The 13,864-nt window shown below is 36.7% G+C and carries 7 protein-coding genes; 3 read left to right on the top strand and 4 right to left on the bottom strand.

Features of this window, described 5'->3' with window-relative positions:
* The first annotated feature begins 194 nt into the window (after positions 1 to 194).
* Complete coding sequence (locus MKY49_RS02920) at positions 195 to 2,162, top strand: S-layer homology domain-containing protein (RefSeq protein WP_341385575.1); 1,968 nt, start codon at positions 195 to 197, stop codon at positions 2,160 to 2,162.
* Positions 2,163 to 2,521: 359 nt separating this feature from the next.
* Here MKY49_RS02920 and MKY49_RS02915 read toward each other — a convergent pair whose 3' ends face one another.
* The 4 genes from MKY49_RS02915 to MKY49_RS02900 form a co-directional block, all read right to left on the bottom strand.
* Positions 2,522 to 4,441 carry an N-acetylmuramoyl-L-alanine amidase gene (locus MKY49_RS02915; protein ID WP_341385574.1) on the bottom strand — a complete coding sequence of 640 codons (1,920 nt, stop codon included), beginning with the start codon at positions 4,439 to 4,441 and terminating at the stop codon, positions 2,522 to 2,524.
* A 232-nt stretch (positions 4,442 to 4,673) separates the two neighbouring features.
* Entirely contained in the window at positions 4,674 to 5,579 is a 906-nt protein-coding gene (locus MKY49_RS02910; RefSeq protein ID WP_274795596.1) for a C40 family peptidase, read from the bottom strand.
* Positions 5,580 to 5,800: 221 nt separating this feature from the next.
* Complete coding sequence (locus tag MKY49_RS02905; protein WP_341385573.1) at positions 5,801 to 6,868, bottom strand: CAP and S-layer homology domain-containing protein; 1,068 nt, start codon at positions 6,866 to 6,868, stop codon at positions 5,801 to 5,803.
* 188 nt (positions 6,869 to 7,056) lie between these two features.
* Entirely contained in the window at positions 7,057 to 11,049 is a 3,993-nt protein-coding gene (locus MKY49_RS02900; RefSeq protein ID WP_445928400.1) for a cell wall-binding protein, read from the bottom strand.
* A 489-nt stretch (positions 11,050 to 11,538) separates the two neighbouring features.
* Between MKY49_RS02900 and MKY49_RS02895 the strand changes: the two genes are divergently transcribed.
* Together MKY49_RS02895 and MKY49_RS02890 are read left to right on the top strand one after the other, a co-directional pair.
* Complete coding sequence (locus MKY49_RS02895; RefSeq protein ID WP_341385571.1) at positions 11,539 to 12,216, top strand: hypothetical protein; 678 nt, start codon at positions 11,539 to 11,541, stop codon at positions 12,214 to 12,216.
* Positions 12,216 to 13,475, top strand: coding sequence for an HlyD family secretion protein (locus tag MKY49_RS02890; RefSeq protein ID WP_341385570.1), 1,260 nt, complete (start codon positions 12,216 to 12,218; stop codon positions 13,473 to 13,475). Before MKY49_RS02895 ends, MKY49_RS02890 begins: the two co-directional genes overlap by 1 nt.
* Positions 13,476 to 13,864: the final 389 nt, after the last annotated feature.

The following is a 13,864-nucleotide window of genomic DNA, read 5'->3' as shown; positions in this document are numbered from 1 at the left end:
TATATAATAGAAGAAACTCATGTAATTTTTCGTTCACTCCCCTGTTTAGCTTCTTGTCTAATTCTCTCTACACATGCCGAAAGAATACTATTTACCTATAATAAGCTGGTATATTTTAAGTGATTTCTAACATTTGACCCTTATATTGATTGTATAACTTTGTTAAAATGATATCAGTTTAGGAGGGTAAAACTATGAAAAAACTATCAATTTTTATGTTGCTCATGATGCTTGTTGGTCTAGTTATTTGGCAGCCACAATCAGCCTATGCTGATGAGCTGTCAGGACATATGCATGAAAGCGGGCTGCGTTATTTAATTTCCAAAGAGGCTTTACTTAAAGATGCAAATGGCAGCTATCGTCCAAGTGCAACGGTTACACGCGGTGAATTTGCCACATACATAGCAAAAGCTTTAGATTTGGACACAAAAAGCGCAATAACGTTTACAGATGTCCCTGACACATATTTGTATGCAAAAGAAATTAAACTTGCTGCTACTGCTGGAATTATCACAGGCTATACAGATGGCACATTTAAGCCAGACGCAAATATTTCAAGAGAGCATATGGCAGTTATGCTCATTAGAGCTGTTGATTATTTAAAAATACCAAAAGGCACTTCCTCTATTACATTCAAGGATAATGCCACTATTTTCAAAGATTTCCGTCAGGATGTTGCAATTGGTGCACAATTAGGGCTTATTAAAGGAAGCTCTAATGGCATGTTCTTACCTAGAGATAATGCCACAATCGGCGAAGCTTCTACTTTCATCCTTCGTTTAATTCTTCTTGCTGATCAGGTAGATACAGGCAGTAATGAAAACAGTGAAAATACCGACAATAATGAGAATGGCAATTCCAATAACAATGGTAATACGGGGAATGAAGGGAATACAACTGCCTATATTTTGAAAGAAATTTCAAATGGTACTCTAGTAGACAAGCAAACTTTCACTAGCTTTGAGGCTGCTGAAAAAGCTATGTCAAATAGCTCGCTTGTGATTACGCAAAATAATAAAATTATCAAAATGACTTCAGGTTATGTTGTGACGAATAATTATGTTGCTCTGAATTCTGAAACAATTAAGGATCAAATCGCAGTTGCTGGTAATACAGAAATGGAATACCTAGGGAGCGATGCTACACAAGTAAAGGTGCGCTTAGCTGGTCATGTAGGCTATTTAAAACAGGCTGACGTTAGCTTAATTCCCTCTGCTTTAGTAAAGGGACGTTCTTATTACACAAATGAGAATGGCGAAGTAAAACATACTTTATACGATTATAAAACAAATAAATATACATCTAGTTACGTCTACGGTAAGGCTCCTAGCTTTATGAAGCAAGGTGAAAAATACTTTAGCTGGGATGGCATTAATTTCACCAATGCGAACGGCTCTTCTAAAGGAGAAGGCTACAATTACTATCAATTCTTACCTGCTCGTGCTACAACCCACTATACAGCCGAAGAGATCGATCAATATATTATGAATAAACTAGCGGAAGTAGAAAGCTCTGGTGCTTCTATTTATAAGAATGCTACAACAAAAAGTAAGCTAATTGGCTTAGGCTCTGTATTAAAAGACATAGAAGCTAACGCTCACATCAACGCTATGCTGATCCTAGCTCTTGCACAGCATGAGAGTGCCTATGGTATGAGTGATCACGCTCAAAACTTGAACAATCTATTTGGATTATATGTTTATGACACGAATCCACTGAACAAGAAGTTTGATAGTGTTAGCGCCAACATTAATGAGCTTGTTGAGAAGTTTTTACAGCCAAATTATATTACACCAGGCGGACGTTATACGAATGGTGCAGTTGTTGGCTCAAAGGCTATCGGCTTTAACGTAAAATATGCCTCTGATCCTTTCTGGGGCGCTAAAATCGCTGGACACTACTATCGTGCTGAAAAATCATTAGGCTTTAAAGATGCAAATAACCCTTATAAAATTGCACTAACTACAACATCTGGTCTGAATGTTCGTGCAGATGCATCAACAAGTCAAAGCCCATTATTTACATTTAGTAAAAGTAATATGCCGGTAATTGTTATAGATACAAGTGCAAATGGTTGGTATCAAGTGATTTCAGATAAACTTCACACGGAACCAGCCTATATTAGTAAAGATTATATTAAGTTCATCAATACTGTGAAATAATAGCAAATGGCTGCCTTCAAGCAAGGCAGCCATTTTTATACTGTCGGCACAATGAATCGAGATGTTCAACTCGATTCATTGTGCTATTTACTCTTCTCTATCGCTTCTGTAAAGACTCATTCAATGATTTCTTATCGCTTTGCGCAAATTTATTTATTGTGTGAGAAATATCGTAAACGTTCTCTATGATCATTCAATAATACTCTTCGTCCTACGAAAACAAAGGCAAACTCTCAAATTTAAATGATCTCCATTAACTGCTTTCCATAGTTTGTTTGATTTTCACGAAGTGGGGTATGTATAAAGTAAGAAAAAACGATCCCAAAAGCTTGTACACCTTTGGAATCGTTCCTTAAAACTTATTGTTTTTTATAATATTGCAAAATACCATTGTAAATAGATTCTGCAAATAGTTTAACGTATTGGTCATTTGTCATTTTATTGTTATCCTCAGTATTCGTTAAGAAACCAAGTTCTACTAAAATAGATGGAATGACCATATTACGAATTACGTAGTATTGCTCTTGCTTCACACCACGGTTTTTCATGTTTAAATTGTTAACAATTTGGTTGTTAACAAATGTAGCTAAATCAATGTCCTCCTGATACATATCTCCAGTAGATATTGCATAATATGTTTCAGTACCCTGTGCTGACGCATTGGCAGCAGAGTTGACATGGACACTAACGAAAATCTCACCATAGTTTGCTTGAGTGAAGTCTACACGATCTTGTAATGATGGATACGTATCACCAGTACGTGTCATATAAACTTTTGCACCAGCATTCTCTAGTAATTGCTTCACTTGTGTACTAACTTTTAATGTAATGTTCTTTTCAGCAGCAGAACCTTTTACAGTCCCTGGATCTTTACCACCGTGACCTGGGTCTAGAATGATAATACGGTTTTGTAAAGGCTTATTATTTTGATTTAATAGTTTGATATAGGATTTATGAACATATCCTGTTTGACCATCATATGTGATTTCTGCCCAATAACCATTAATGCTGTTAACTTGGACATACTTTCCTTTGTTCAATTTAAATAACACTGCTGAAGTTGAATTACTTTGACTACGTACATTGAGGTTATCAACTGTTACTCTTCCTAGTACTTCTCCTGAAGCTGGAGGTGTAGTTGGTGGTGGTGTTGGGTCAGGCTTTTCTTCAACAACAGCATCTTCTGTGCTTGCTGCAACGACATAACCTGGTAAACCATTAACTTGTGTTAAGTAATAACCACCGACTTGCTTATAAACTGGTAATTTTTCTTTATTTTTGATCGTTAAAATGGCTTTAGATGAAGAAGTTGGTTTCACATATAAATTGATATTAAATTTAGGTGTTACTTCTTTCTCTACTGAACCTAATTCATTGCCATCTGCATCTAAAAATTGTGCATATTGTTTAAAGACATAAGCGTAGGCACCTTTATAGGTTACTTTTAACCAATTGCCTTCTACTGCATAGACTGATAATTTACCGCCTGTATTCACTTTACCTACAATGTTAGCGTTAGAACTAGAATCCATTGTTTTACGGATATTTAAGCCATCTGTTGTTACCTTTACTAAGCCAATCACTTGAGATGTATCAGGCACAGACGAGCCTTTCACGGGCAATTCTAAACGATATTTTTCATTTTTTGCACGTGCAACGAATAGTGAAAATTGTGAACGTGTTACTGTGCTGCTTGGTAAATACGTTTTACCTGTCCCATTTGAAATACCATTATAATAAATAGTATTAATATATTTCACATATTCATGTGTGATTCCTACATCCGTAAATGGTGAGTCAATTCCCTCATATTCACTAGTATCTAAATTAAAGGCCTTTGTTAATACATAACTCATTTCACCACGAGTTAGAGGCTTGTTCGGTAGGAATTGACCTTTGATATTTTTGTCGAATAATCCTAATTGTACAGCACGTTCTATGTAACCTGACATTTCTGTGCCGATTGTAACATCTGAAAAGCTTGATTTATTCACGACTAATGGTTTGTTACCTGAAGCAACAACTACCATTTTAGCTGCTTGTCCTCTTGTTACACTATTATTTGGGCCAAAGACTCTTTTACCATTTACAAAGTAGCCTTGAATCACACCCAAATTTACTAAATAATTGATTTCTTCATAGGCTGGGTGAGTTTTAGTGACATCTTCAAATGTAATATTTGAATTAGTAGCTGCACTGACACTTGCACTATGTATCGTTAACATAGAAGCCGAAATGAATAAGACGCACAAGATAAGACTAAGTTTTTTGATGTTCAATGTCTTATTTCCTCCCTTCTTGTTCTCTTAACGTGTCCATTTTAACAAAATTAGCTAAATTACGCATCATACAATAGAACTGTTAAAATTAATTTTTTCCAAGCAACCCCTTTCCTACAAAATTATCATAAAAATAGAAGAGTCTGCGATTGCAAACCCTTCTTCCATTATACGTTATTCAAAAGATCATTTCTTGCAATCTATAACATAATTTACTGTAAATTACAGAAAATTATCGTTGTTGAATTCTATCAATAAATACTTTTAGTTGATTGATTTTTAATAGCTCGTCAGATCCGAAGCTTCCATCTCCATCACCATTTGTAATACCATTTGATGCAAGAATAGAAACATAGCTACTAGCCCAGCTATCTTGTGGTACATCACTAAATGCTACTGTGTCACCTTGATTTTCAAGGCCAAATGCTAAAACTAATACTTTTGCAATTTGCGCACGAGTAATAGGTGAAGCCGGGTTGAACTTACCGTTAGCATCGCCCTCAAAGATTCCTAATTTCTCTACTGCTGCGATAGCACCTGCATTGGCACTTGTCGGTTTAACATCTACGAAACTAGTAGTTGTATTGGATGTATCTAAGCTCAAAGCTTTTGCAATTTGTACAGCTACCTCAGCACGAGAAGCATAGACTGAAAAGTCAATGGCTGCTTGTTTTACTTCCGCTGCATCAAATGTAGCAACACGTTTAGCCCCTACATAACGAGAACCCCAATAGTACGGGTCATCAACATTTGAATAGCTAACACCTTGGCCAGTTTGAGAGTGGATCATTTTACCATCACCTATGTATATACCCACATGTGAAATACCACTGCCACTTGTATTGAAAAATACTAAATCGCCGACTTGAAGATCGCTCTTTGCTACTGCAGTACCTTGTTGATACTGTGAGCCTGACGTACGGTTCAGTTGAATACCTAAGTCTGAAAATACTTTAGAAGTAAAGCCAGAGCAATCAAAACCGCTAGTCGTTGTACCGCCGTATTTATATGGAACACCTAAATATTTAGAAGCTGTATCTGTAACATCTGCTTTAGTCGCTGCTTCAGCAGTATTTATATTAGTAGTTGAAAATAACATGAAAGATGCAAAAATCGGTAATAACCATTTCTTATTCATACTTTTGTTATACCCCTCTCAAAACTTTTTTGCCTATACATAGACTATCACAAAAGAAGCAATAGTTATTTTTCAATTGTGTAACGGTTTTAGACAGCAAAAAAACGCTGTAATACCAACGTTTGGAGGTATTTCCAGCGTTAAAAAGGGGATTTTTTTATCATAATTTGGAGCTTTCGTAACATTCCTGTAATATTAGAGACTGATTGTTACATAACAACTTATTGACTAGAGAACATTTGCACCCAATAGTAATTTCCTTTGCTATCCTGTGCTATTGCAACACCTGTATTCGTATAGTGTTCTTTTAAAATATTATCTCGATGGCTAGGTGAAGCCATCCATGCCTTTACAGCAATTTCAGGAGCTTTAATATTTCTCGCAATATTCTCTCCAAAGCTCGTATAATCATAATCAAATAATGTCGCTAAATCCCAAGGTGCCCCATAAAATGGCGATACATGTTCAAAATAATGACGATTCACCATGTCTTGCGCTTTAATAATCGCAATTTGTGTCAGCTCTGGATCATAGATAACAGGTTCCAGCTTGTTTTTCTGTCTTTCAACATTAATTAGTTCAATGACCTTTTTCGACCATTCAGTAGAAAGGTTGATAGTTGGGATATAATCCTTTGCCAAATAGTCATAGGCTACTTCAAGCTTTTTTACTTTTTGTTGAAATGCAATGCTTCTCTCAACAAAAACAGCAAACTGTGCACGTGTTACCATTCGGTCAGGTGCAAAATGTTTAGCATCCACCCCGCCAATAATACCTATATCTGCTAAAGATTCGATATAATCTTTTGCCCAATGTGTGCGAGAAATATCTGCAAATTGGCTGTTATTATTGCTGTCTACTTTAAACTGATAGGCCAATGCCAACATTTTGGCTACCTGCATACGCTGTAATGGCTCCTCTGGATGAAAGGCATCGCTTTTTTGAATGATACCTAGCTGAACAAGCTGGCAAATTTCTTTGTAATACGGATGCGTTGCAGGAACGTCCTTAAACTTTGCTGAATTCGCAATATCTACGTTTGTCTGAAGAGAGCGTGCAATGGCAGCAGCAGCCTCGGCCCTCGTAATAGCTTGCTCAGGCTTGAATGTGTTATCACTGTATGTAGTCATATATTGTTTAGTGAGCATATGTTGAATCGAAGCATTTGCCCAGTATGAATTTGTCACATCTACAGCTTTTGCGGATGCCGCTTCTACTTGACTAAAATTAGTTAAACTTCCTGCGGTTGCAGCAATTGAAAGTACTACTATACAAAGTATTTTTTTCAACAGAGCTACCTCCTCACGATGGGAAATAAAATGGGGACAGTAAAAAAAGTTCACCATATACTATAAGATACGAATTTCAAATGATATAGTTTCACTTTTTTGGAAAATAATCAATGGAGTCATCATTTTCTCATTATAAAAGGAGTTTTCCCGTAATATGCATTGGGAAAACTCCTTTTTATTAAAAACTATTCAATCATTTTAAGATATTCTTCAAGAATGCGGTAGTTATACACTAACCCCTGTTGCTCAATCGACAATGCACTGTAATCCTTTTGTGCAGCTAATACTTTTTTCTCAAATGATGAGCTATCTGGATCAATACTGCCTATAGCTTGAACCACTTTAAGAACAGAAGCCACATCTTTTTCTGCCTGCTTTAAGACATCCTCATTAATGACTTGTCCTCTCATTTTAGAATCCAGCGCTTTATAAGCAGCTACAGCATTTGCCACATCTTCTATATACGTAGGTGAGCTTGGTGTAAGTCCCGCTATTAACTCTACAACCTTCTTGACATCAGCCATACTTTTCTCTGCCTCTAAAAGGATAGCATAATTGGAGATGCGCTGTTTATCCGTAGTATTCAAGCTGTCATACTCTTTACGCACCGCTTCAACCATACCGAAATAATACTTGTCCTTTGGATTCAATTTAGCAATATTATTATAAACCTTGATAACGTTGTCTAATGAAAGCAATAGCTGGTCGTTATAAACATAGCGTCGTTGATCAGCATTGAGTTTATCGTAGGCTTTTAAAATCTTTTGATATTGACTATTCATATCCTTAGCTGTTAGGAGTCTGTCAATATCCTCCACCACACTAATAACAGGCTTAATTAGCTTCTCTTGATCCTGTAACACTCTGTAATTTTGTACAGCTCGTTGCTGATCCTTTGGTAAAGCATTATAGGCAGCACGAATTTCCTGTACACGTTTCACATATTGCTTTGGCTCAACAGATGGTAAGTCTTCAATCATTTGCATCACATTACCAGCACCTAAAATGCTCGTTTCTGCCGCTTGTAATAAGTAGTAGTTTGTTACATATTGCTTCATATCGGCAGGCAATGCATCATAAAGTGAGCGTGCTCGTGATGTATCCTGAAGGAATGTATTACTTGAAGCTTTTAGCTTGCTAATCAATTCCATGACATTGGAAACAGGCTCATATTTTAAAAGGACATCAATATTATCAATGTATTTCTTTTGATCCTTTGATAATTTATCATATGCTTTGCGTGCAGAGTTTACCTTACTTACAAAGCTTTTCGATTCAGGATCTAATTCATTAATTTGCACCATCACACTTAAAATCGGTTTAACTGCTTTCTCGCGTGTTGTTAAATCTTTAATATTCGTCACTAATTTCTTTTGGTTAGAGGACAGCTTATCATAGGCTACACGCGCATTCATTAGCTTCGTTAAATAATCCGCATCCTGCTCCTCAGTTAAATTAATAAGCTCAATAACGCCTTGCGCTAAGCCCTGCTCATTTTCAGCTGCCACTAGTGCATCATAATTCACAATTGCCTCCTGCTTTTCTTTAGGCAATGCATCGTAAATTTCACGAGCCGTTTTCATATCCTGATAGAATGTTTTACTCGTTGGTTTTAATGAAGAAATTAAACCAATTAACGAAGCAACATCCTCAACAGCAGTGAGGCTGGCATAGTTTGTGACACGTTTTTGGGAAACTTGATCTAGCGCATTATAGGCTTTACGTGCAGCAAGCACTTTTTTTGTATAATCCTTATTTGTTGGATTTAAGGCATCGATCATTTGAATAACCTTGATTACATCCTTATTGCTTTTTTCATACGCACTTAATGTTTTGGCCTGCTCCACAAGCTTCTGAGCATTTTTATCCATTGCTTTATATTCAGCAGCTAGTTCGGCTACCTTTTTCACAAATGTATCAGGACCCTCATTTGCCAATGCTGTGACACGGTCGTCAAATGCCTTGGCCAGCGCAATATAGCTCTGTGCTTTTGTAAGATCTTCGCTATTTACTACCTTTGCTTTAAGAGCTTCACCCAATTTATTAAACGCTTCATCAGCTTTTGCCACATCATCTCTATATGTTTTTTTAGATGGACTTAATGTACTGATTTGAACCATTACATCAATCACAGGTATCACATCTTTTAAATCTTTATAATTTTGGACAAACGTTTTATTGGACTCATCTAGCTTCGCATAAGCAGTAAAAGCTGATTTCGCTTTAGAAATATAGCTTTTAGAGGAAGGATCCAGTTTTTCAAATTGCGAAATGACATTCACAACCGATTTATAGGATTTTTCTAAATCTGTTAACACTTTAATATTTGTCACGCGTTTTTTCGCTGTTGCTGATAACGCATCATAATTTGCTCGTGCAGTCAATATTTTTTCAATCGCTATATTTTTATCTAGCAGACCAATTTCCTTTATAACGGCCTGTACCGCTTCTTCCTCTTTAAGCAAAGCCTCTACTTTGTTTTGCAGCTGTGTTTTCAAATTAATAAGAGCTGTTTCATATCCTTGCAATGTCGTATCTAATTGCTCCATTGTCTCTTTCAACTTGCTAAGCTGTGTGCCATAGTCAGCTGTAGGCTTTAATGTACTAATTGTTTTCGATGCTTCTGCGTATTTTTGAAACAGCGTTAGCTTTGTCGCTCCCTGCACCAAAATTTGATCATTAATACTCAACTTATTAAAGGCAGTCCATGCAGATAAAGTTTTACTTTCAAATGTTTTGGCGGCTGGATCTAAGCTATCAATTAACTTATCTACCTTTAATGCCGCACTTAATTTTTTCTCCCACGCTGTTAGCTCCGCTAGATTATTGACGATTTTTTTGACATTGCTTGCACTGATCGTTGTTCCAGCTGGAGCAGGTGGATTATCATAAGCTAAACGTGCCGCTTTAATAGCATCTACTTTTTCACTATCTGCTTTTAAATCAATTAGTTTTATAAGATCTTCGATACTTTTAGCTGCAGTAATATTAGCTAATGCTGATTGTAATTCATTCGCGTTTTTAACAAATCCTTTATCAATCGTTAGGTCATCGTATTTTGTTTTTAGCTCAGTAACTGTGGTACGATAAGAGTCTTCTTTGGATACACGTAATTCGGAAATGCTTTTCGAAATAGTTGCCGCCTGACGATATTGTTCAATACTCTTATATTCTATTTCTACTAATTGTTTGGAGGCTGCATCCAAACTATTATATGCTTTATCAATAGTTGCAACCGCATTAATAAAGCTTGAGGCTGAAGTGAAATTTGCAGGCTGCTTCCCTTTTAGCTCGGCAATACTAGAAGTCACTTTTTCTATAGCAGACAAACCTGATAACGCATCCTTATACTTTTTAAAAGGTGTAACCTTATCATCATTTGGATTGTACGCTTCAACTACTTTCTTTTGCTCTGCTGATAGCCCATTATAATTCGCCGTAAAGCTATTTATTTTAGGCAAAATAGCTGAGTAATCCGAGGATTTTTCCAATAACTCAACTAACAGAACTAATTCTGTAGCTACTGCTTCTGCTTTAGTTGAATCCACTTTCAACTTATTTAATTTATCAACATCCATACCCTTACCTTTAAAATAGGCATTGCGTTCAGCATCGGTATAACCGTACTGTAAAGAGGTGCCGCGAATTGTACTGGCAATATCTTTTGCATTATTCACTAGCGCCTTATTGACAGCTGCTTCAAATTCCTTTTGAACAGTTATATACGCTTTTTGCTCATTCAAGCCATCATTTAAAAAGCTAGTATATTTCGTATCTAAAAAGGCAACCTCTGCAATAAATGTTTTACTTGTAAACGAGATTCCCGTCATTTCTTTCCCTAATTTTTGTAGTTCACTTAATAGGCTACGTTGCTCCTCCACATAGCGATACTTCGCTTCAATAAATTCCACTTCGTCTCCATTAAAGCCTGCAGCACTTAGAACTTGAAGATCTCCTTTCGCAATGACCATGTCATCTGCCGTAGAATTCTCCGACAGTTTACCAAATTGTGCAATAAGCTGTTCTCTTGTCGTTGCAGCCGCTACCTCATTCGTATAGGCAACCTGCTCTGATTGCGTTGTAATGCGAGATTGGGCATCATTTTCTTGTGCGTTTGCTATAGCTGTAGGTGCTAATAATAGACTTGTTAAGACACCTGCTGTCAATTTTCGATTCAACCGAACCACCCTTTCATCGTTTATGTATAGTAAAAATGATTGTGCTCATTTCCATTTAGAAATCATGACTTTAGTATCGGTGTAAATCAAATGTTTTCAAGCCATTCTACTACATTTACAAAATTTTGAGCATTAAATGAAATTTTTCTAAATTACTAGCTAGAAAAACAGGAAGTTATTTCAATTATACTATACAATAGATTTATGTAGATTCAGCAAAAGATTTGACCATTTACTGAATTAAGAAAAAGTCTTCGGGAGATGTCACTGATTTGGAAAGGTACTTTTCGACAAGCTCGAAAAAAATCTGGACATATTATGCCGAGACATAATGGATGTGGTGTTTTGCATCAAGCGACATACACTGACGAAATATGCTTTTTTCAATGAAATTCATGAAAAAAAACAGCTATTTTCATATGTCATAATGTCTTTACAAGGTGTATACTACAACTTTGATAGCCTAATTTGGAAGAAAGGACGCTGTTTATGTTTTACCACTATAAGTTCTGGCATAGCTTAAAAAATCCTACATACTTTACAAACGTCGTAGAGGAAGGCGAAGTCATTGGATATAAAAAACGCGCATTAACGGTGTTTATCCTATTCATCGCGCTATTCGCTGCTCGTGAATATTGGGGAATGGGGACAGAAAATTTAACGACCTTATTCGCTTCGGATTTACAAAATGAATACTTTGTAGCACGTATACTGTCAATGCTCGGTGCCATTTTGTGGGCGACCATCTATTTTTGCTTCCATTATTATGGGGTTACTTATCTATTACATTTATTAACGGACATTCCTTATACTTGGATAAAAAGAGTCCAGCTCTACGTTGTAGTCTTTCTACTTATTGAAAAAGCAATTCTCTTTGCAGTTTTCTACGCTGTAGGCTATACAACGATGTTTTCGTTCTTTTCTTTAGCTCCCGCTGCCTTACAACTGATTGAAACAGATTTCGTGTTATTCACTGTTAACCAATTGACGGTAACAACCGTTTTAATCATTATTGTGCAGTATTTATTCCTGTCCAAATGGGAGGAAGAAGCTAGCAGAAAGATGTTAGTAGTCAAATTGATTGGTATACAGCTATTTATGGCTCTATTTGTTGGCATGATAAGTGTTCTACCAATTAAAGAATGGATTGCTAGGGGGTTAGGATGATGGCATGGATTAAAGCAAGACCATGGACAAGTTTGACCATTGTGTTAGCGATGCTAGTAATCGGCATCAATGCCTATTTCGTCTTCAAGGATGATAGCAGCGTGACACGATCCTACTTTATCGACGAGTTTCAAAAGGCTCACATCGGAACAAATAAAGAACGTGTTAACAAGGAAACGATTGTAGCACCTGCTGAAATATATACTATTACCGCTGATGCAACAAGCTTATCAGCAGTAAATGTAAAGCGCGGCCAGAAAGTCATGATGAATGATTTACTTGCTACCTATCAAACGGATGAAGTGGACGAGGAGCTAACAAAGCTTGAATCGGAACGTACAGCCTATGAAACTGAATTAAGCGATTTACAGGATGCACTTGATCAAATTGAGGATGAATACGGCGATGGCTCCGATCCAAAAAGCTCGATTAATACAGATCAAATGAATGATAAGCTTTCTGTTACGCTAAAATTAGAGCTTGCTCAGCAAAATTCACCATCAACAGCCGTTGCCCTGTTAAATCGACATATTGCTGAAACCAATCGTCAAATTGCGTTAATTGAGGCACAGATTACACAAATACAGTCCCGTCAAGGTATTGTCAGTCCAATCGATGGTGTTGTGTCAGCGATTAAAGAAGATGCTGGTGCACTGACGTTTGAAATCTATTCAAATGAAAAAGCCATGTATGCTTATTTATCCGAAAGTGAATGGCAAAAGGTTGAAGAAGGACAAACTGTTGATTTTAAGGTAAAGCATGTTAAAGATGATGCATTATCTGGCGTCGTATTAGAAAAACAAATGATTGCGACAGATGATCAAACATTTTGGGCAAATGAACTAGCCAAAACAGCAGCATTGCCACAACCAACAAATTATGAAGTCAAACTACAACAAGACGCTCCTTTAGAGGACATCCCATTTTCAACAACGGGTAAAGCTTCTATTATTGTCAATGAAGCGTTCGATTCCTATAAGGTCGATAAATCGTGGTTGGCAACGACTAAAAAGGGCAATAAAAAGCTGTATATTATCAATCAGGATGGCAAAATTCAGCTGATCGATATCAATGTACAATTTAATACTGCTAAGTCAGCTATTTTTATGGACTATGTAGATGAAGGAACGCCAATGCTCACTAATGAGAAGCGTAATATGGATGCCTATACCTTCCGTACATTACCCGTTGAAAAAATACAATGGAACCACTTTAAAGATTTAACGTGGAAACAATATGTGAAATACATCGTTTTCTAATCTAAATCCGCTTCGCCCTTTGAGGGCTAGGCGGATTTTTTAGTTCGATCAATTGCTAGAATTTTTGCAAACAATGAAAACACTTTCTGTTCGGCAAAGGTGTTATCTTTTTAGAAAGGTTACCCATTATTATTCTTGTGATAATAGATTTTTTCACGACCATTCATATAGCAGAAAGGACACTATTGCAACATGTTTGATTGGAGTGGAGCCAGCGTCACTCCTAGGGGATTAGCGTCACAGATGAGACCCTGGAGCGAACGTAAGTGAGTGAAGCGGCTCATCGGACGCCCCCTGGAAAGGACGCTGGCGGAACGGAAATCAACCTTCGCTTTAACAAGTATTCCTTTTTAAACAACACGAAAAAAAATCCTCTGTAGCTACTACAG

This window comes from Lysinibacillus sp. FSL M8-0134 (assembly GCF_038069745.1).
Classification (GTDB): Bacteria; Bacillota; Bacilli; order Bacillales_A; family Planococcaceae; genus Lysinibacillus; species Lysinibacillus irui.
This window is presented reverse-complemented; position numbering and strand designations above follow the sequence as displayed.